The organism is Enterobacter sp. MGH 16, from assembly GCF_000493175.1.
GTDB classification, from domain to species: Bacteria; Pseudomonadota; Gammaproteobacteria; order Enterobacterales; family Enterobacteriaceae; genus Enterobacter; species Enterobacter roggenkampii.
Genome location: NZ_KI535695.1, coordinates 268572 through 288244 on the forward strand (window position 1 = coordinate 268572; position 19673 = coordinate 288244).

Genomic DNA, 19673 nt, shown 5'->3' on the forward strand with positions numbered 1-19673 from the left:
CATGCTTGAATTAACCGCCATTTCTAAATCATTTGCTGATGTGCAGGTGCTCGACAGCTTAAACCTGAGCGTTGCGCCGGGGAGCAGAACGGCCATTGTCGGGCCGTCGGGGTCAGGTAAAACCACGCTGCTGCGTATTCTTGCCGGGTTTGAGACGCCCGACACCGGTCGTATTGTTATGCAGGGGAGAACCCTGTTTGATGAAAACCGTTTTGTCCCTGCCCACCAGCGCGGGATCGGTTTTGTGCCGCAGGAGGGCGCGCTGTTCCCCCACCTCAACGTGGCAGACAACATTGCCTGGGGGCTGGACGGGACCCGCCACGAAAAACGCCAGCGCGTTGAGGCGCTGATGGAGATGGTTTCGCTGGACAGGCAGCTCGCCACGCACTGGCCTCACGAGATTTCCGGCGGACAGCAGCAGCGCGTGGCCCTTGCCCGTGCGCTGGCCCAGCGTCCTTCACTGATGCTGCTGGATGAACCGTTCTCGGCGCTGGATACTGGCCTGCGCGCCATGACGCGTAAGGCCACGGCCGATCTGCTGGCCGAAGCGGGCGTGGCCTCGATTCTGGTTACTCACGATCAGAACGAAGCGCTCTCCTTTGCCACTCAGGTTGCCGTCATGCGTTCCGGACGCTTCACGCAGGTCGGGACGCCTTATGAGGTTTACACCCGTCCCGTTGACGAAGAGACGGCGCTGTTTCTTGGTGATGCGCTGATCCTGCCTGCGCAGCTCACCGCGGGCTACGCCCTCTGCGCGCTGGGTAAGGTGCCCACAGACAACCCGCTGGCGACAGGGCAGGGCAGAGTGATGCTGCGCCCGGAGCAGCTGAGCGTGACGGCATGCGCCTCACATGAAAGCCCGATCTCCATTCTTGATGTGGATTTTACCGGTCACCTGTCGACGCTCACCCTTGGGCTTACCGGACAGCCGCAGCCCGTCACCCTCAAGACCGTCAGCCAGCCAGGATGGAACCCGGGCACGGCGGTTCGCATTGATATTGCTGGCACCGCGCGTGTATTCGACTATTCTTAATATTCATTAATAATTTCATGCAATGGACTGTTATAAAAGAATTTTCCAGAATATATGGCATTTCCTGAGATTCTCTACCATGCTCATAAAACCTCACCATCATGTGTGAGGTTTTTCGTAGTTGCTGATTAATCTCAAGGAAAAAGGTTATGAAAAAGACGACTGCTATTTTGTTGGGAACGGCGTTACTGTTTACGACCAATGCTTTTGCTGCCCAACTGCTGACTAAAAATGAGTTCAAGAAAGTCGAGTCTCAGTATCAAAAAATCGGTACGGTAAGCACCTCAAATGAAGTATCGGTTGATGATGCAAAAAAAGAACTGATTGAGAAAGCCGATAAGCAAGGCGCGGATGTTCTGGTGCTCACCTCAGGGAACACCAACAATAAAATTCACGGTACGGCTAATATCTACAAGAAAAAATAACGTCACTGCAGCCACCCCATTTTGGGGTGGTTGTTCCTCATCCTGTCTCCCCACCTCTTCCTGTTGTTCGCGGTTACGCTTGCTAACGCACGGATAATGCGTATAGTTCTCATTTGCATTGCTATCAATACATTCTAAGGCCTGACAACGGGCTATTTTTGCGCGCACTTTCAAATGAGTTAACGATGAACAACACCAGAATACACAAAACGCTGCTGGCGCTCGCCGTTGGCGCGGTAACGCATTCCGCCTTCGCGGCGGACGATCAAAAAGAAGATACCCTCGTTGTGCACTCTGCACCGGTCAGCGATTTCAAACCCGGTGGGGACCAGCTGGTACCGGCCTTCCTTGACGGACAGGTGGCGAACGGCGGGCGTATGGGGATGCTCGGTCAGCAGAACGCCATGGACGTGCCGTTCAACATCATCAGCTATACCTCGAAGCTGGTGGAAGATCAGCAGGCGAAAACCATTGCTGATGTGGTCGCCAACGACGCGGGCGTACAGTTCGTTCAGGGGTACGGCAACAGCGCGGAAACCTACCGCATCCGTGGCCTGAAGTTCGACGGCGACGACATGACCTTTGGCGGACTGTCCGGCGTGCTGCCGCGTCAGGTGGTGGATACGCAGATGGTTGAGCGCATTGAGATCTTCAAAGGGGCAAACGCCCTGATGAACGGCGCGGCGAGCTCGGGCGTGGGCGGGATGATCAACCTTGAGCCAATACACGCGGGCGAACTCCCGCAGGCGAAAGTGGGCCTGGACTACACCTCCGATTCTCAGATTGGCACCACGCTGGATGCGGGCCGTCGCTACGGCGACAGCGACCAGTTTGGCGCGCGGGTGAACCTGGTCCACCGCGAAGGGGAAACCGGCATACCGAACGACCGCCGCCGCACCACGCTGCTCTCCACCGGTCTGGATTACAAAGGCGACCGTTTCCGCACCTCGCTGGATCTGGGTTATCAGAAGAAAACCTTCCACGGCAGCCCGACCAGCGTCAATATTTCGGCGGTGGATTTCGTGCCCGAGCCGCCGAAAAACGATCGCAACTTCTCGCAGAAGTGGGCCTACAGCAACATCGAAAACGAATTTGGGATGTGGCGCAGCGAGTACGACATCACCGACGGCTGGACCGCCTATACCGGCCTGGGCGCGCAGCACGCGCACGAGGAGGGGATCTACAGCGCGCCGAAGCTGCTGGATAAAAGCGGTAACGCAACGGTCAGCCGCCTTGATACCAACCGCATCAGTGATTCCGTCAGCGGCATGGCGGGCATTCGCGGCAATTTCAATACCGGCTTCGTCTCGCACAAGGTCAACGTTGGCTATTCGGCGATGACCAAAAATGAAAAGATCGCGTGGAAAATGTCGGCGGCGAAGGATAACCCGACCACCAACATCTACCACAACACCGGCGTGGATATGCCGGACAGCACCAACCTCAACGGCTCAGGCGGGAAGTACAGCGATCCGCTGACCAGCGGGCGCACCCGCACCCAGGGCTGGCTGTTGAGCGATACCCTGGGCGTGCTGGATGACAAACTGCTGTTCACCGCTGGCGCGCGCCATCAGAAGGTGGTCATTCGCGGGTATAACAAAGTTACCGGTGCGGAAAACGCGGCAGACGGCTTCGACGGCAGCCGCTGGATGCCAACCTACGGCGTGGTTTACAAACCGTGGGAAGAAATTTCCCTTTACGCCAACCACACCGAAGCGCTGCAGCCGGGCAAAACCGCGCCTAACACCGCCACCAACTACGGCCAGAGCACCGGTATCGTTCACTCTAAGCAGAACGAAGTGGGCGTGAAGGCGGACTTTGGCCGCGTGGGCGGATCGCTTGCGCTGTTTGAGATCAAGATGCCGTCGGCGATCCTCGACAGCAACAATCACTACGGCCTGGACGCCGAGCAGCGTAACCGCGGCGTGGAGCTGAACGTCTTCGGCGAGCCGATGCTCGGGATGCGCCTCAACGCCAGCGCCACCTGGCTGCAGGCGGAGCTGACCAAAACCAAAAACGGCGTAAATCAGGGCAACGATGCCATTGGTGTCCCGAACTTCTACGCCGTGCTGGGGGCAGAGTATGACATCAAGCCGATTGATGGCCTGACGGCGACCGCCCGCGTCAACCACTCTGGCGCGCAGTACGCCGATCTTGCCAACACCAAAAAGATCGACAGCTACACCACGCTGGATCTGGGGATGCGCTATCGCTTCGCGGTGAACCACAATGCAAACCAGATGACGGTGCGCGCGGGCATCGACAACGTGACCAATGAAAACTACTGGGCCAGCGTGGACGATTCCGGCACCTACATCACGCAGGGCGAGCCGCGTACCTTTAAGGTCTCGGTTGGCTACGAGTTCTAAGCGTTCCACCTCGTTATCCGGGGCAGGGACGCCCCACACCTCCGCCGTTGTGTTATAAAATTGTAATAAAAGCTTCTTAGACTGGTCGCCGACTCCTTACCTCTTGGCCAATGACAGGAAGCCGCTATGGGCAGACCCCTCAAATCCGTTTTTAAAAAAGAACATCGCGACGACATCGCTAACCGCAGCGCGAACCCGGTATTCTCCGAGGTGGCAGAGGTGTTCCTCTCCCGCCGTCGTTTTCTCCAGATGGGCGCCGTGGCGGGCGCTGCCGTTTCATTCCCCTTTCTGATCAAACCCGAAAATGCGATTGCCGCGGTATCAAAGCCTTCTGCACTGGCAAAAGCGGTTTCCCTGGGCTTTACCAGCATCGACGTCTCCACGGAAGATACGGTGAGGGTGCCGGAAGGCTATATTGCCCGCCCGTTTTATCGCTGGGGGGATCCGACGGGGATCAAAAACAACATGCCGGCCTTTAAGCCGGACGCCAGCAACACCGCGGATGAACAGGCCGTGCAGGCGGGCATGCACCACGACGGCATGGCGTGGTTTAGCCTGCCGCAGGGAGAGCAAAACCCGGAGCATGGCCTGCTGGCAATGAACCATGAATACATCGACAACGGGATGCTGTTTATCGACGGTACGGCGAACTGGAGCCTCGACAAGGCCCGCAAGGGGCAGAACGCGATGGGCGTGTCGGTGGTGGAAGTGAAAAAATCGGGCAGCGACTGGCAGGTGGTTCGCCCGTCTTCGTATGCCCGCCGCATTACCGTCAATACGCCGATGCAGCTTACCGGCCCGGCGCGGCATCAGGACTTAATGAAAACCGCCGCCGACCCGCAGGGGGAGCGCGTGCTGGGCACCATGCAGAACTGCGCCAACGGCCATACGCCATGGGGCACCTATCTCACCTGCGAGGAGAACTGGTCGGATATTTTTGTCAAAAAAACCGATCTCAACCCGCTGGAAAAACGCTACGGGATCAGCGACAGCGATGAATCCTACCGCTGGAACGAGGTGGACGAGCGATTTAGCGTTGATAAAACCCCTAACGAACCTAACCGCTTCGGCTGGGTCGTGGAGATCGATCCCTACAACCCGACCTCCACGCCACGCAAGCACACCGCCCTGGGCCGCTTCAAGCATGAGGGGGCGGCCGTCACGCTTGCCGCCGATAGCCGCGTGGTGGTCTATATGGGGGACGACCAGAAGTTCGAGTACATCTATAAGTTTGTCTCGGACAAAAAATACGATCCCGCGAACCGTGAAGCCAATATGCAGCTGCTGACGTCCGGCACGCTGTACGTTGCCCGCTTCAACGAAGACGGGAGCGGCGACTGGCTGCCGCTGATCTTCGGGCAAAATGGCCTGGATAAGAGCAACGGATTTGAAAACCAGGGCGATCTGCTGATTAAAACCCGCCTGGCGGCAGACGCCGTGGGGGCAACGAAGATGGACCGCCCCGAGTGGATAGCGGTCGACCCGCACGCCAGCGGCAGCGTCTACTGTACGCTCACCAACAACAGCGATCGCGGGAAGGAGGGTAAGGCACCGGTTGATGCCGCCAACCCGCGCGCTAATAACGTGTTTGGTCATATTATGCACTGGCACGAAGAGGGGGCCGATCCTGCTGCCGCTCGCTTTAAGTGGGATATTCTGGTGATGGGCGGGCGGACCGACAGCGACGATCCGAAGGCTAAAGGTTCCATGCAGGGGGCGGCCTTCGGCAGCCCCGATGGCCTGTCGTTCGATCATCAGGGCGTGCTGTGGATCCAGACCGACGTCTCTTCCAGCACCATCAATAAGAAAGCCTACGAGGGGATGGGCAATAACCAGATGGTGGCCACCATTCCGGGCACCAACGAGTACCGTCGTTTCCTGACCGGACCGCGCGGGTGTGAAATTACCGGGATTGCGTTTACGCCGGATAACCGGACGCTGTTCATCAACATTCAGCATCCGGGGGAGGGCGGGGATGATATCACCGACCCTGCTAACCCTCGCGCTGTTTCCAACTGGCCAGACGTGAACCCGAACGGACGCCCGCGTTCCTCAACGGTGGTCATCGTCAAAGCGGACGGCGGGATCATCGGCTCATAACCTTGCATCGCCGGGGGCATGCCGTGCCCCCGGCGTTAAACTTGCTACCGCCAGCATGAAGTGTTAAAACGTGCCCCTTCTAAAAAAGAGACAGGGGTAGGACGTGAAAGACGCGTCATCCGCTTCAGGCCATGGTAGCGCTGAAGCCTCGTCGGATCAGAATCCGACGCTGCAACGTGGTTTGCAAAATCGACATATTCAGTTAATTGCCCTTGGCGGCGCAATCGGTACCGGGCTCTTTCTCGGCATCGGCCCCGCTATTCAGATGGCCGGTCCGGCGGTGCTGCTGGGTTACGGTATCGCCGGGATTATCGCCTTCCTGATCATGCGCCAGCTTGGCGAGATGGTCGTTGAAGAGCCGGTGTCAGGCTCCTTCGCGCATTTTGCCTATAAATACTGGGGCCCGTTCGCAGGCTTCCTCTCCGGCTGGAACTACTGGGTGATGTTCGTGCTGGTCGGGATGGCGGAGCTGACCGCCGCAGGCATCTATATGCAGTACTGGCTGCCGGATGTCCCGACGTGGATCTGGGCGGCGGCCTTCTTCATCATTATCAACGCCGTTAACCTCGTCAACGTGCGCCTGTATGGTGAAACCGAGTTCTGGTTTGCGCTGATCAAGGTGCTGGCAATTATCGGCATGATCGGCTTTGGCCTGTGGCTGCTGTTCTCCGGCCATGGCGGCGAGCGGGCCACGATCGACAACCTGTGGCAGCACGGCGGCTTCCTGGCGACCGGCTGGAAAGGGCTCATCCTCTCGTTGGCGGTGATTATGTTCTCCTTCGGCGGGCTAGAGCTGATTGGCATCACCGCCGCGGAAGCGCGCGACCCGCATAAAAGCATTCCGAAAGCGGTTAACCAGGTGGTGTACCGTATCCTGCTGTTCTATATCGGCTCGCTGGTGGTGCTGCTGGCGCTCTACCCGTGGGTGGAAGTGAAGTCAGACAGCAGCCCGTTCGTGATGATTTTCCACGATCTGAACAGCAACGTGGTGGCTTCTGCGCTGAACTTCGTCATTCTGGTGGCGTCGCTGTCGGTCTATAACAGCGGCGTTTACTCCAACAGCCGCATGCTGTTTGGTCTCTCCGTGCAGGGTAACGCGCCGAAATTCCTCACCCGCGTCAGCCGTCGCGGCGTGCCGGTGAACTCGCTGTTCCTTTCCGGGGCGATTACCTCGCTGGTGGTGCTGATCAACTATCTGCTGCCGAAAGAGGCCTTCGGCCTGCTGATGGCGCTGGTTGTCGCTACGCTGCTGCTGAACTGGATCATGATCTGCCTCGCGCACCTGCGATTCCGCGCCGCGATGCGCCGCAAGGGGCGCGAAACGCAGTTCAAGGCGCTGCTTTACCCGGCGGGGAACTACCTCTGTATCGCGTTCCTGGCGTTGATTCTGGTGCTGATGTGCACCATGGATGAGATGCGCCTCTCGGCGATGCTGCTGCCGGTGTGGGTGGTGTTCCTGTTTATCGCGTTTAAGCTCTCACGTAAAAAGTAGCCCGTTTTTCTCCCTCTCCCTGTGGGAGAGGGCCGGAGTGAGGGCAACAGACCGCACCAAACCAGACCGCACCTGCCTTCACGCCCGGTGGCGCTGCGCTTACCGGGCCTACAAAACACTGCTTCATCTTTATCGTGACCCCCCTCCCAAATCTGTTTCGATCCACAGGATCTTTATTTTGTAATCGATTACTTTTCATTTGAATTATTTTGTAATCGATTACTTTTTCCGGGTGAGGCTTATTATGGTGTCAACTGAAAGTAGTGAAAAGGCGATAGCGCAGCATCGGCTGCTGGTGCCGCGGCTGTCGCTGATGATGTTTCTGCAGTTTTTTATCTGGGGTAGCTGGTCGGTTACGCTAGGCCTGGTGATGACCCAGCACAACATGTCTCTGCTGATTGGCGATGCGTTCTCCGCCGGGCCTATCGCCTCCATTCTCTCGCCGTTCGTGCTCGGCATGCTGGTGGACCGCTTCTTCGCCTCGCAGAAGGTGATGGCGGTGATGCACCTGGCGGGCGCGGCGATCCTCTGGTTCGTGCCGGGGGCGCTGATTGCCGAGAACGGCGCGCTGCTGATTGGCCTGCTGTTTGGCTACACGCTCTGCTACATGCCGACGCTGGCGCTGACCAACAACATCGCGTTTCACAGCCTGGCAAACGTGGATAAAACCTTCCCGGTGGTGCGCGTGTTCGGCACCATCGGCTGGATCGCGGCGGGCATTTTCATCGGCGTCACCGGCGTGGCGTCCAGCGTTACCATCTTCCAGGTGGCGGCGGCCAGCTCCCTGCTGCTGGCGCTTTACAGCCTGACGCTGCCGCACACGCCTGCTCCGGCGAAAGGCCTGCCGGTGAAGGTGCGCGATCTTTTCTGCGCGGATGCCTTTGCGCTGCTCAAAACCCGCCACTTTTTCGTCTTCTCCGTCTGCGCGATGCTGATCTCCGTCCCGCTCGGCACCTATTACGCCTACACCGCCTCGTATCTGGCGGATGCGGGAATTGCCGACGTCAGCACCGCCATGTCCTTCGGGCAGATGTCCGAGATCGTCTTCATGCTGGTTATTCCGCTGCTGTTCCGCCGTCTGGGCGTGAAGGTCATGCTGTTGATCGGCATGCTGGCGTGGTTTGTGCGTTACGCCATGTTCGCGCTGGGCGTCAGCGAGGAGGGGCGCATTCTGCTGTATCTCGGCATCCTGCTGCACGGCGTCTGCTACGATTTCTTCTTTGTCGTCGGCTTTATTTACACCGACCGCGTGGCGGGCGAAAAGGTGAAAGGCCAGGCCCAGAGCATGATCGTGATGTTCACCTACGGCATCGGCATGCTGCTCGGCTCGCAGATTTCCGGCGCGCTCTATAACCGCCTGGTGGCAGGGCAGACCGTGCCGCAGGCGTGGGTGACATTCTGGTGGATCCCGGCGGTGGCTGCCGCGGCGATCGCGCTGATTTTCCTTCTCACGTTTAAGTATGACGATGACAAGGCGTAATGTTCAGGAGGTGGTATGAGGACGATAAAAGGACCCGGCATTTTTCTCTCGCAGTTTATCGGCGAGGAAGCACCGTTCAACACGCTCGACGGGCTTGCAGGGTGGGCGGCTTCAAAGGGCTATAAAGCGGTGCAGATCCCCTGCAACCATCCGCATATTTTTGACGTCGAGAAAGCGGCTGAGAGCCAGGCCTACTGCGATGACATCACCGCTAAGCTGGCCGCGCACGGGCTGGTTATCAGCGAACTGTCGACCCATCTGGAAGGGCAGCTTGTCGCGGTAAACCCGATTTACAGTGACGCGTTTGATCACTTCGCGCCCACGTCCGTGCGCGGTAACGATGCGGCGCGCCGGGCGTGGGCCACGGAGAAGCTGAAACAGGGGGCGGTCGCCTCGGCCAGATTAGGCCTGAAAGCGCACGCCACCTTCTCCGGCTCGCTGGCCTGGCCGTTTTTCTACCCGTGGCCGCCGCATAACGAACAGCGTTTTCAGGAAGCGTTCGGGGAGCTGGCAAACCGCTGGCGGCCGATTCTGGATACCTTCGACGAGCAGGGGGTGGACGTCTGCTTTGAGCTGCATCCGGGGGAAGATCTGCACGACGGCGTGACCTTCGAGCGTTTTCTGGCGCTGGTGGACAACCATCCGCGCTGCAACATTCTCTACGATCCAAGCCATATGCTGCTCCAGCAGATGGACTATCTGACCTTTATCGACATCTTCCATGCGCGTATTAAAGCGTTCCACGTGAAGGATGCGGAGTTCCGCCCGAACGGGCGCAGCGGCGTGTACGGCGGCTACCAGCCGTGGATCAACCGCGCCGGACGCTTCCGGTCGCTCGGCGACGGGCAGATCGACTTTAAGGGCATCTTCAGCAAGCTGACCCAGTACGACTACGACGGCTGGGCGGTGCTGGAGTGGGAGTGCTGCCTGAAGGATGGCGATACCGGGGCGAGTGAAGGCAGCGAATTTATCCGCCGCCACATCATTCCGGTTGCCGGGCGCGCGTTTGACGATTTCGCCGCAGGGGGCAGCCATGATTAACGTCGGGATCGTCGGCAGCGGGTTTATTGGCCCGGCACACATCGAGGCGCTCAGGCGCCTTGGGTTTGTTCAGGTGGTCGCGCTGTGCGACGGCTCGCTCGTTAAGGCGCAGGAAAAGGCGCGCCTGCTAAACGTACCGCACGCGTACGGCAGCGTTGAGGAGCTGCTCGCGCACCCTGATTTGCACGTGGTGCACAACTGCACGCCGAACCACCTGCATGCACAGATTAACCGCCAGATCCTGCGCGCGGGCAAGCACGTGTTTTCCGAAAAGCCGCTGTGCATGATCCCTGAGGAGGCGCGCGAGCTGGTGGCGCTGGCGGAGCAGACGGGCGTGGTGCATGGCGTGAGCTTTGTCTATCGCCAGTTTGCGATGGTGCGTCAGGCGGCGAGCATGATGCGCGCAAGCAGCCTCGGGCGGATTTTTGCCTCACACGGCAGCTACCTACAGGACTGGATGCTGCTGGAAACCGACTACAACTGGCGGGTGGATGCCGCGCTCGGCGGCGCGTCGCGCGCGGTGGCGGATATCGGCTCCCACTGGTGCGACACGGTGCAGTTCGTTACCGGGCGGCGGATTACCGAGGTGATGGCTGATTTATCCATCGTCTGGCCGACGCGCAGGGCCAGCAAGGTCGGGAATCAAACCTTCTCCCACGACGAGCAGGCGGAGTATGTAGACAAACCGGTCACGACCGAAGACTTCGGCTCGGTGCTGTTCCGCTTTGACGACGGCAGCAAGGGCTGCTTTAGCATCTCGCAGGTGAGCGCCGGGCGTAAAAACCGCCTGACGTTTGAGATCAACGGCAGCGAGCGCTCGCTGGCGTGGGACCAGGAGGTGCCGCAGCAGCTGTGGATCGGCCATCGCGCGCAGGCCAACCAGACGCTCACCGACGATCCGGGGCTGATGAACCCTGACGTGGCCGACAGCGCCCACTTCCCCGGCGGACATATCGAAGGCTGGCCGGACGCCTTCAAAAATATGATGGCGCAGTTCTACCGCGCCGTGCAGGCGGGCGCGATGCCGGATACGCCGCAGTTTGCGACGTTTCACGATGGCGCAAACGTGATGTATATCATTGATGCCATTGTGAAAAGCCATCAGCAGCAGCGCTGGGTGCGCGTGGAACAATAACGCGTTGCCCGGTTCGCCGGGCAATAAATTTATGGTAGCCTGCACAAAACGCTAACCGCAGGATGTGTCGTCGCTATGTCAATTCAGAAAATCGCTCAGCTGGCCGGGGTCTCCGTGGCGACGGTCTCCCGCGTGCTGAATAACAGCGACACCGTGAAGGCGAAAAACCGCGAGCGCGTTCTGCGGGCGATCCAGGAGAGTAACTACCAGCCAAACCTGCTCGCCCGTCAGCTGCGCACCGCTCGCAGCTATATGATCCTGGTGATGGTGTCCAACATTGCCAACCCGTTCTGCGCCGAAGTGGTGAAGGGCATCGAAGCCGAGGCGGAGAAAAACGGCTACCGCATTCTGCTGTGCAACTCCGGCTCGGACATCGAGCGCTCCCGCTCGGGCTTAAGCCTGCTCTCCGGCAAAATCGTCGACGGCATTATCACCATGGACGCCTTCTCGAAGCTGCCGGAACTTGCCGCGCTGATTGGTTCTGCACCGTGGGTGCAGTGCGCCGAATATGCCGATGCGGGTGCGGTCTCCTGCGTCGGCATCAACGATGTGGACGCTTCACAGCATGCCGTCAGCCAGCTGGCCGACGGCGGCCGCAAGCGTATCGCGATGATCAACCACGATCTCAGCTACAAATATGCCCGCCTGCGCGAACGCGGCTACAAGAGCGTGATCCACCTGCGCGATCTGGACTATCAGGCGGTGGAGTATGCCAGCGATCTCAGCTCCGGGGCGGGCATGGCGGCGATGCAAAACCTGTTAAAAAATAATCCGCCGGATGCGGTATTTGCCGTTTCCGATACGCTGGCGGCGGGCGCGCTGCGCGCCATTCAGCAGGCAGGTCTTCGGGTGCCAGAGGATATTGCCGTGGTCGGCTTTGACGGTACGGAGCTGGCGGACATGATTTCGCTCACCACCATCGAACAGCCGTCGCGGGATATCGGGCGCAAGGCGGTCGATCTGCTCTTAAATAAGATCGACAACCCGGACGCGCCCACGGAAAGGGTGATGATGGACTGGCGCTTTATTTCCCGCGCCAGCACCTGATTATTGCGCGATGACGCCAGCCAGGGAGCGAATATCGTTCCCGGTTGGCGACTGGTGAATGCGCAGACCAAATTCATCCACCACCGCGAAAATATGGTCGAAGATGTCGGCCTGAATCTCCTCATATTCTGCCCAGACCACCGTGTTGGTGAAGGCGTATATTTCAATCGGCAGGCCGTTGGCGTCCGGCGCGAGCTGACGCACCATCAGCGTCATATCTTTACGAATGCGCGGGTGGTTGCGCAGATATTCGTTCAGGTAGGCGCGGAAAGTGCCGATATTGGTCATCTTGCGCAGGTTTAATACCGATTCCCCTTCACCGTTTTTCTGATTCCAGAGGCTAATTTCCTCATGGCGTGCGGCCAAATAAGGCTTCAGCAGCTTCGCCTGAATGAGCTTCTGCTGCTCCTGCTCGTCGAGGAAATGAATGCTGGTGGTATCAATGTTCAGGCTGCGCTTAATGCGTCGCCCGCCGGAGGCCGACATGCCGCTCCAGTTGATAAAGGCGTCGGAGACCAGCGCCCACGTCGGAATGGTTGTAATCGTATTATCGAAATTGCGCACTTTCACGGTGGTCAGGCCGATATCCGTCACCGTGCCGTTGGCACCGTATTTCGGCATCTCCAGCCAGTCGCCGAGCTTGAGCATATCGTTGGCGGAAAGCTGGATACCCGCTACAAGTCCAAGTATCGGGTCTTTAAACACCAGCATCAGCACGGCGGCCATGGCGCCCAGACCGCTGATCAGAATCGCCGGAGACTGGCCAATCAGCAGGGAGATAATCAATATCCCCACCAGAATGGCGCTCACCAGCTTGATGCCCTGGAAAATCCCCTTCAGCGGCAGCTGCGACGCGGTGGCCATTTTCTGCGACAGATTGAAAATCACGTCCAGCAGCGAGAAGAAGGAGAGCAGGGCATAGACCATCACCCACAGCTTCGCGCAGGTGGTGAGTATTTCCGCCGCTTCGCTGCCTTTTTGCAGCCACAGTACCGCCTGGACGTTGACGATTATCCCCTGTAGGGTAAAGGCCAGACGGTGAAATAATTTATTCTGGGTGATGATCTGCAGCCATAAATGGCTGCTGGCCTGCGCGCGCTTTTCGAATGCGCGAAGTACCCCTTTGTGCAGAATAAAATGAACGATGATGGCGGTAAGAAAAATAATACCAAAGATAATCACTAAAGAGGTGGTGTGATTAATTTCAATGCCTAACTCTTCAACCTGAGCAATCAATTCCTGCATAACGTCTCCTGTATTTTTGCAGCCCCATAATGGCGGCTGCGGATCTATTATGCAAATTCACGAACTTATTTGGCGGCCTGACAGATCTTCGCCACCGGCAGGCACAGGCTATGGCGGATACGCAGCGTCGCCAGAGCAAGTACCACCATCATGGTCGTTTCCACCATCAGGAAGACGTTCACCGCCTGGGTGTAATCCCCGTGATGGTTTTGAAGCGCGTGCAGCAAAATGGCGCCAAAAATGGCCGGGCCAAGGCCCAGTGCGGCCTGCTGCAGGGTGCTTAAAATAGCGCTCGCGGCTCCCGCGTCGTCAGGCTGAATGTCGCGCATCCCGATGCGGTAGAAACTGTTCACGATCAGCGCCTGCCCGTAGCCCACCAGTCCGGTCGCGGGTGCCAGCGTCAGGGGGGTATTCTCCATGCCCCAAACGCGGAACGTGGCGATCAGCGCCAGCAGGCCAGTAATCTGGATCGCCAGACCCGTCAGCAGGATTGTGCTGGTGCTGTAGCGGGCAATCAGCCGCGGCGCGAACCAGGCCGAAACAAAGTAGGTCACGCCCAGGGCGATAAAACTGTTCCCGGACTGCCACGGCGCCATCCCCAGACCGGTTTGCATGGTCAGCGCCATACAGAACATAAACCCGGACCAGGCGCTGAAAAAGAGCATCGCAATCAGGACGCCAAAGCGCACGCTGCGAAGCGCAAGCAGGCGCGGCGGGATCAGCGGGTGGGCATTCTCACGCTCTTTTTTGCGCGCGTTTAGCGCCATCAGCCAGGCCAGCGGGACAAGGGCGAGCAGCATCGTCTTCAGCGGCCACGACCAGTTCCACTGGGGGCCGAGCGCCATCGGGAACAGCAGGCAGCAAAGCATGACCGCCAGCAGCGCGGTACCCGGCCAGTCGATGCGTGACGGCGTCTCGCGACGGGTTTCCGGTACGAAGCGGCGGCTCAGCGCCAGCACCACCAGACAAATCGGCACGTTGATAAAGAAGGCGTTTCGCCAGCCCAGCCCGGCGATGTCCGCCGATACCAGCCAGCCGCCGCCCATTTGTCCCACGATAAACGCAATCCCGCCGATGCCGCCGAACAGGCTGATGGCTTTGGCGTGGGCGGTGCCTTTCAGCGTGACGTGCAGCGTGGCAAGAATTTGCGGCACGATCAGTGCGGCCCCCGCGCCCTGAACGATGCGCGCGGCGAGCAGCTGTTCAATGTTCCCCGCCATTCCGCACAGCAGCGAGGCCAGGCCAAAGCTCGCCACCCCCCACATGAACAGACGACGACGGCCAAAGTTATCCCCCAGCTTGCTGCCGAGCGCGAGGCAGACGGCAAAGGCCACACCGTAGAGGGCGACGATGAGCTCCAGTTCGGTAGCGGTAGCGTGCAGTGAATGGGTGATGGCGTCCAGCGCCACGTTAGTGATTGAGGTATCAATCATCGGCAGCATCTGGCCGGTTAACAGCAATATCAGGCCAGCGCGACCCGGTGAAACAACTGACGTATTCATGGTAACTCCATTGCGTCATTCAACAGATGGTCGTAGCATCTACCATCAGATAAACGGGTACCAGTTCTTGCTTATACTGGTACTGGCACTACCATGCAGGGGGATTTATGGCGCTGATGTCTGAACCGGTCGTTTCACGTCAGGATGACACCCGAAAACAGCTCGGGGCATTTTTACGCGCCCGGCGGGAAAGTCTCGATCCGCAGCGCTTAGGTTTGCCGCGCAGCGGTCGCCGCCGCACGCCGGGCCTGCGCCGGGAAGAGGTGGCGATGCTCGCTGATGTAGGCGTCACCTGGTACACCTGGCTTGAGCAGGGCAGGGACGTCAATCCGTCCAGCGCGGTGATGGCGGCCGTGGCAAAAGCGCTGCAATGTACCCCGACCGAGGCCCGGCACCTGTTTGTGTTAGCAGGTTTACCGCCGGGTGAAGCGCCGCAGGCGGTCTGCTGCGAGGGCATTAGCGAAGGCACGCGCCGCCTGCTGGATACGCTGATGCCGAAACCCGCCAGCATTCAGAAACCGAACTTCGATATCGTGGCGTGGAACGACAGCTTCGGGCATCTGATGGGCGTCGATTTCAATGACATCCCTCCCGAAGATCGCAACTGTATTTATCTGTTCCTCACGCATCCGGCGTGGCGCGCGCGCCTCGGCAGACGCGACGACGTGCTGCCCATCTTTGTCTCCTATTTCCGCGCGGCGATGGCCGAACACCGGGGCGATCCGCTTTGGGAGGCCAAGCTGGCGCGCTTCTTTGCAGTGTCCGAAGAGTTTAAAACCCTGTGGCACCAGCGCAACGACGTGCGCGGTGTGGAGAACCAGCTCAAGCTGTTTACCCATCCCGAGCTGGGGGATTTTACATTGCAGCAGATGTACTGGTATTCCGCGCCGCGAAACGGATCGCGGCTGCTGGTGTATCTGCCGGTGGATGAGGCGGGAGAGCGGGCGATGGCGTGGCTGGCGGCGCAGGGGAAATAATTTTTGCGAGGGGCTTTCAGGGAATAAGAGCCGTCTCTGCTAAGTGGAGAAGACTGGCGTAATGTGGGGGTTAACTTAAACCCATCACTGAATCGACATCATTTCGACGGGGTGTTAAGTCGTCTATACTCACGCCATGAGAAACCACCATGTCGCCACTGATGATTGATTCCGCAGATTTCAGCCAAAAATTAGGCCTTATCTCCCGAAACGTCGAACATACCGAAGCGTTTCTTGCGCGGGGTACGGTGGATTTTCATCTGCCCGGATTTATGCTGCCTGTGGGATATCGCTTGTTAAAATCGCGCTACGGCGATGAATACCGTCTCGTGACCACCGAGGACGGAAAACCCTATACGGCGTATGCGGTCAAGCTGACGTTTCATAAAGAAATTACGTTCCCCCACGGTGCTGCGACACAGGTCATGGTGTGGCGTACGCCACGCGCTGTCCATCAGCGGGTTATAAGTGGTTTACCACAATCCTTCTTTCAATGGGTGCTAAGCGAATACGACATTGTTGTGTCTGACAGCGAACAAACCGGCGACGGACAGCGGTTTTGGTTACGCATGATAGACTGGGCGTTCAGCATGAATTATCGGATAAGCGTGGCTGACGGTACGGTAGGAGAAGAGTGGCACTTAACGCCGGTGAGCTCATATGCCGAGCTGGAAGAGCGCTGGATTGCGTTTGCCTGGGGACACGATCGTGATGTGCACCCACATCGCAGGTTAGTCATCAGTAAAGCGTAACGGGCCGCACAGAGCGGCCCGTTTTGTTTAGCACTCGGTCACAATCGTGCTCAGCGGCAGGCGAGATTTCGGCAGCGTGGCGTTGAAATCTTCCACGCTGTGATGCCCAACCGGCACCACCACCAGGCTGGTGAAGCCTTTCTCTTTCAGGCCAAACTCTTCGTCGAGGATCGCGGCGTCGAAACCTTCAATCGGTACCGCGTCCAGGCCCAGCGCAGCCACGCCCAGCAGGAAGTTACCGACGTTCAGGTAAACCTGCTTCGCCATCCACTGGTCGTCATCTTTCAGATCCACGCGGTGCATGTCGGCAAAGTAGGTACGGCCCTTATGGTTTGCCGCTTTCGCTTCCGGGGTATTAAAGCGACCATCGGCCTCTTCCTGATCGACAACGCGCTCCAGCCAGGCGTCGTCCATCGCGGTTTTCGCGCAGAACACCACCACGTGAGAAGCATCCAGCATTTTGCGTTCGTTGAACACATAGGTGCCCGCCGCGGATTTCGCCACGCGCGCTTTTCCTTCCTCGGTGCTGGCGACAATAAAGTGCCACGGCTGGGAGTTGGTGCTGGACGGGCTGTACTGCAGCAGGGTTTTGATTTTTTCCGCTTCTTCAGCGGTCAGTTTTTTGCTTGCGTCGAACGCCTTGGTGGAGTGGCGTTTCAGCGCAACAGAAATGATATCCATAACAACTCCTGATGATGAAATTCGCCCGCGTGCGGGCGCGAAAGGTGAGCAGATTACAGCGGGACGCGGAAAAAGATAAGGGCAATTCGAGCGCTTAATCTGTTCGTCTCAGACGAACAATCAGACCGGCCGGATCCACTTCTGGTCTTTTTTCGGCAGTTTATCCACCACCAGATGCCAGGAATCATTGATGAGATCGGTAACCAGTTCCGGCGTCACGTCGTCCGTACCGTAAAGGGAAATCCAGTGCTTTTTGTTGAGGTGATAGCCCGGTTCAACGCCGCGATAAATCTGCTGATTTAACAGCGATTTCTCCGGGTCTGACTTCAGGCTAACGTGCGGCCGCCCGTGCGCGACGGCCACAATCATGAAAATTTTCCCGCCCACTTTAAACACGTCAAACTCCGGCCCAAACGGCCAGCAGTGTTCGGTGAACGGCAGTTCCAGCGCCACGCGTTTTGCGTGTTCCTGCAACGTGTTACTGTCCATCGCTCTCTTCCTGGGCAAGTCCGCGCCACATTACCTCAAAGCCGAGCGCTTTAAATTCAACGGCGCGGGACGGATCGCGGGTGGCAAATTCCATCGTGCTTTCGGCCAGCGATAAGAAAAGCGCATCGCCAAACGTTTTAAATTCATCAGACATAAACACCTGACGCACCGAGCGGCGGCAGAGCTCATGCAGCTCCGGGAACATCTCTTTCACCGCCTGTTCCGTTTCGGCGCTCAGCTTTTCACTGACGCCAATCTGGCGGATCGCCGCATGGGCAACGGGGTTACGAATACCCCAGTCCACATAGCTGTTCCAGATATTGCGGGTATGTTCTTTGGGCAGCGTGATGGTGCGATCGAGGTTCGCCAGCATGGTCTGGCAGAGATCCTGCTTCAGGTGCAGATAGAGGGCATTCAGCAGATCGTCTTTCGTAGCAAAGTAGCGGAACAGGGTGCCTTCGGCGACGCCCGCCTTACGGGCAATGAGCGCCGTTGAGGCGGCAATACCTGACTGTGCAAACGCCGTGGTTGCGGCGTCCAGTAAGGCCTGTTTTTTATCTTCACTCTTCGGACGTGCCACTAAATTTTTCCTCCTGTCAATTATAAAAACCCTGATTGAAACACGTGCTTTGACACGCTGCAACGCGGAATGTCAAAGATCGAAAACGTCTTGACGACTTTATCATCATATCTATAATGAGTGCTTACTCACTCATAATCAAGTTTACCCTGCGCACGCTATCGGATGGGGCGCGTTTTCGGGTCAGGATATGAAAAAACCTCTCTTCATCTGCGTGGTGTTAATCATGATTATTGCTTCAGCCGCGAGTTTACCGTTTGTTCTGAATGCCGGATTCGGCCAGCCGCCGCAGGGTGAACGGCTTACTGAAGTGGAGGCCTCTCCACAGTATCGCGAGGGGAAATTCCACAATACGCTGCCGACGCCCGGTTATAACGGTGACAAAAATATGCTGGTCGCGATGTGGGAGTTTCTGACCAAAAAAACCGAAAACGCTCGCCCGGCCCAGCCGCTGCCGCTGGTGAAAACCGATCTTGCGAGCCTGCCGCTGGAGCAGGACACCCTGGTGTGGCTCGGTCACTCCTCGTGGTATCTGCAGCTCGCGGGTAAACGGATCCTCATTGACCCGGTTCTTGGCAACTATGCCGCGCCGTTCTCGTTCCTCAATAAGGCTTTTGCCGGCGAGTATCCGTGGCGGGCAGAAATCATGCCGGCGATCGACCTGCTGATTATCTCGCACGATCACTACGATCATCTGGATTACGCCACCATCAGGGCGCTACTGCCGAAGGTGAAGCGGGTGGTGACGCCGCTGGGCGTCGGCTCCCACCTGCGTTACTGGGGGATGAAGCCCGAGATTATTGACGAACGCGACTGGAACCAGTCGGTGCGCATCAGCGATGCGTTGACGGTGCACGTTCTGCCGGCACGTCACTTCTCCGGCCGCGGCATCAAACGCGATCGCACCTTGTGGGGCAGCTTCATGTTCGTCACGCCAGAGCAGAAGGTTTACTACAGCGGAGATTCCGGTTACGGCCCGCACTTCAGGGCCATCGGTGAACAGTTTGGCGAAGTGGACGTCGCCATCATGGAAAACGGCCAGTACGACCAGGACTGGAAGTACATCCATATGCTGCCGGAGGAAACGGCGCAGGCCTCGGCGGATCTGAACGCGAAAGCCGTGGTGCCCGGGCATAACGGACGCTTCGTGCTGGCGAAACACGCCTGGAACGATCCGCTGATCCAGCTGGCAAAAGCCAGCCAGGATAAAAATTATCGGTTGCTGACGCCGGAACTGGGCGAGCCCGTCCGGGTAAGCGACACCGCGCAAACCTTTCGTGCGTGGTGGGAATAATGTTTAAGCGAGAAGCAGAGGGGGACAGCAG

Annotated in this window: 17 protein-coding genes; 12 read left to right on the forward strand and 5 right to left on the reverse strand. The window is 58.3% G+C overall.

The window, feature by feature from the left end; genetic code table 11:
- Position 1: 1 nt before the first annotated feature.
- The 9 genes from L362_RS21410 to L362_RS21370 all read left to right on the forward strand — a co-directional run bounded on the left by L362_RS21410 (position 2) and on the right by L362_RS21370 (position 12122).
- The gene (locus L362_RS21410; protein ID WP_023343527.1) at positions 2-1033 is read left to right on the forward strand and encodes an ABC transporter ATP-binding protein; all 1032 of its coding nucleotides are present in this window, start codon (positions 2-4) and stop codon (positions 1031-1033) included.
- Between the two features lie 149 nt (positions 1034-1182).
- On the forward strand, positions 1183-1458 hold the full coding sequence (gene yahO, locus L362_RS21405) for a DUF1471 family periplasmic protein YahO (RefSeq protein WP_021241596.1): 276 nt from the start codon (positions 1183-1185) through the stop codon (positions 1456-1458).
- Between the two features lie 185 nt (positions 1459-1643).
- Positions 1644-3827 carry a TonB-dependent receptor gene (locus L362_RS21400; protein ID WP_023343528.1) on the forward strand — a complete coding sequence of 728 codons (2184 nt, stop codon included), beginning with the start codon at positions 1644-1646 and terminating at the stop codon, positions 3825-3827.
- A 126-nt stretch (positions 3828-3953) separates the two neighbouring features.
- Positions 3954-5927, forward strand: a complete 1974-nt coding sequence (locus tag L362_RS21395; protein WP_023343529.1) for a PhoX family protein — start codon at positions 3954-3956, stop codon at positions 5925-5927.
- 103 nt (positions 5928-6030) lie between these two features.
- Positions 6031-7419: a phenylalanine transporter gene (pheP, locus tag L362_RS21390; RefSeq protein ID WP_023343530.1), complete on the forward strand. Its 1389-nt coding sequence runs from the start codon at positions 6031-6033 to the stop codon at positions 7417-7419.
- Between the two features lie 244 nt (positions 7420-7663).
- Complete coding sequence (locus tag L362_RS21385) at positions 7664-8899, forward strand: MFS transporter (protein ID WP_023343531.1); 1236 nt, start codon at positions 7664-7666, stop codon at positions 8897-8899.
- Between the two features lie 15 nt (positions 8900-8914).
- Entirely contained in the window at positions 8915-9940 is a 1026-nt protein-coding gene (locus tag L362_RS21380; RefSeq protein ID WP_023343532.1) for a sugar phosphate isomerase/epimerase family protein, read from the forward strand.
- A complete protein-coding gene (locus L362_RS21375) occupies positions 9933-11075 on the forward strand; it encodes a Gfo/Idh/MocA family protein (RefSeq protein WP_023343533.1) in 1143 nt (380 codons plus the stop codon). The genes L362_RS21380 and L362_RS21375 overlap by 8 nt, the downstream gene beginning before the upstream one ends.
- A gap of 75 nt (positions 11076-11150) precedes the next feature.
- The gene (locus L362_RS21370; protein ID WP_008499380.1) at positions 11151-12122 is read left to right on the forward strand and encodes a LacI family DNA-binding transcriptional regulator; all 972 of its coding nucleotides are present in this window, start codon (positions 11151-11153) and stop codon (positions 12120-12122) included.
- On the opposite strand, the gene L362_RS21365 is transcribed toward L362_RS21370, so the two are convergent.
- Together L362_RS21365 and L362_RS21360 are read right to left on the reverse strand one after the other, a co-directional pair.
- Positions 12123-13367 carry a mechanosensitive ion channel family protein gene (locus L362_RS21365; RefSeq protein WP_021241588.1) on the reverse strand — a complete coding sequence of 415 codons (1245 nt, stop codon included), beginning with the start codon at positions 13365-13367 and terminating at the stop codon, positions 12123-12125.
- A 65-nt stretch (positions 13368-13432) separates the two neighbouring features.
- Positions 13433-14869 (reverse strand): MFS transporter, encoded by a 1437-nt coding sequence (locus L362_RS21360; protein ID WP_023343534.1) that lies wholly within the window; start codon positions 14867-14869, stop codon positions 13433-13435.
- A 107-nt stretch (positions 14870-14976) separates the two neighbouring features.
- Between L362_RS21360 and L362_RS21355 the strand changes: the two genes are divergently transcribed.
- Both L362_RS21355 and L362_RS21350 read left to right on the forward strand, forming a co-directional pair.
- A complete protein-coding gene (locus L362_RS21355) occupies positions 14977-15846 on the forward strand; it encodes a helix-turn-helix transcriptional regulator (RefSeq protein ID WP_008499383.1) in 870 nt (289 codons plus the stop codon).
- Positions 15847-15995: 149 nt separating this feature from the next.
- On the forward strand, positions 15996-16598 hold the full coding sequence (locus L362_RS21350) for a hypothetical protein (RefSeq protein WP_008499384.1): 603 nt from the start codon (positions 15996-15998) through the stop codon (positions 16596-16598).
- A gap of 27 nt (positions 16599-16625) precedes the next feature.
- Here the strand turns inward: L362_RS21350 and nfsB are convergent, their stop codons facing one another.
- The 3 genes from nfsB to L362_RS21335 all read right to left on the reverse strand — a co-directional run bounded on the left by nfsB (position 16626) and on the right by L362_RS21335 (position 18348).
- Entirely contained in the window at positions 16626-17279 is a 654-nt protein-coding gene (gene nfsB / locus L362_RS21345; RefSeq protein ID WP_021241586.1) for an oxygen-insensitive NAD(P)H nitroreductase, read from the reverse strand.
- Between the two features lie 120 nt (positions 17280-17399).
- A complete protein-coding gene (locus tag L362_RS21340) occupies positions 17400-17768 on the reverse strand; it encodes an MmcQ/YjbR family DNA-binding protein (protein WP_023343535.1) in 369 nt (122 codons plus the stop codon).
- Positions 17758-18348, reverse strand: a complete 591-nt coding sequence (locus tag L362_RS21335; RefSeq protein WP_008499387.1) for a TetR/AcrR family transcriptional regulator — start codon at positions 18346-18348, stop codon at positions 17758-17760. Before L362_RS21335 ends, L362_RS21340 begins: the two co-directional genes overlap by 11 nt.
- A gap of 190 nt (positions 18349-18538) precedes the next feature.
- Between L362_RS21335 and L362_RS21330 the strand changes: the two genes are divergently transcribed.
- Positions 18539-19642, forward strand: a complete 1104-nt coding sequence (locus L362_RS21330) for an MBL fold metallo-hydrolase (RefSeq protein ID WP_021241583.1) — start codon at positions 18539-18541, stop codon at positions 19640-19642.
- The last annotated feature ends 31 nt before the right edge of the window (positions 19643-19673 follow it).

Coding starts and splice junctions, on each gene's coding strand:
- L362_RS21410 (WP_023343527.1), top strand. CDS start 2: ATGCTTGAATTAACCGCCATTTCTAAATCATTTGCTGATGTGCAGGTG.
- yahO (WP_021241596.1), top strand. CDS start 1,183: ATGAAAAAGACGACTGCTATTTTGTTGGGAACGGCGTTACTGTTTACG.
- L362_RS21400 (WP_023343528.1), top strand. CDS start 1,644: ATGAACAACACCAGAATACACAAAACGCTGCTGGCGCTCGCCGTTGGC.
- L362_RS21395 (WP_023343529.1), top strand. CDS start 3,954: ATGGGCAGACCCCTCAAATCCGTTTTTAAAAAAGAACATCGCGACGAC.
- L362_RS21385 (WP_023343531.1), top strand. CDS start 7,664: ATGGTGTCAACTGAAAGTAGTGAAAAGGCGATAGCGCAGCATCGGCTG.
- L362_RS21380 (WP_023343532.1), top strand. CDS start 8,915: ATGAGGACGATAAAAGGACCCGGCATTTTTCTCTCGCAGTTTATCGGC.
- L362_RS21375 (WP_023343533.1), top strand. CDS start 9,933: ATGATTAACGTCGGGATCGTCGGCAGCGGGTTTATTGGCCCGGCACAC.
- L362_RS21370 (WP_008499380.1), top strand. CDS start 11,151: ATGTCAATTCAGAAAATCGCTCAGCTGGCCGGGGTCTCCGTGGCGACG.
- L362_RS21365 (WP_021241588.1), bottom strand. CDS start 13,367: ATGCAGGAATTGATTGCTCAGGTTGAAGAGTTAGGCATTGAAATTAAT.
- L362_RS21360 (WP_023343534.1), bottom strand. CDS start 14,869: ATGAATACGTCAGTTGTTTCACCGGGTCGCGCTGGCCTGATATTGCTG.
- L362_RS21355 (WP_008499383.1), top strand. CDS start 14,977: ATGGCGCTGATGTCTGAACCGGTCGTTTCACGTCAGGATGACACCCGA.
- L362_RS21350 (WP_008499384.1), top strand. CDS start 15,996: ATGTCGCCACTGATGATTGATTCCGCAGATTTCAGCCAAAAATTAGGC.
- nfsB (WP_021241586.1), bottom strand. CDS start 17,279: ATGGATATCATTTCTGTTGCGCTGAAACGCCACTCCACCAAGGCGTTC.
- L362_RS21340 (WP_023343535.1), bottom strand. CDS start 17,768: ATGGACAGTAACACGTTGCAGGAACACGCAAAACGCGTGGCGCTGGAA.
- L362_RS21330 (WP_021241583.1), top strand. CDS start 18,539: ATGAAAAAACCTCTCTTCATCTGCGTGGTGTTAATCATGATTATTGCT.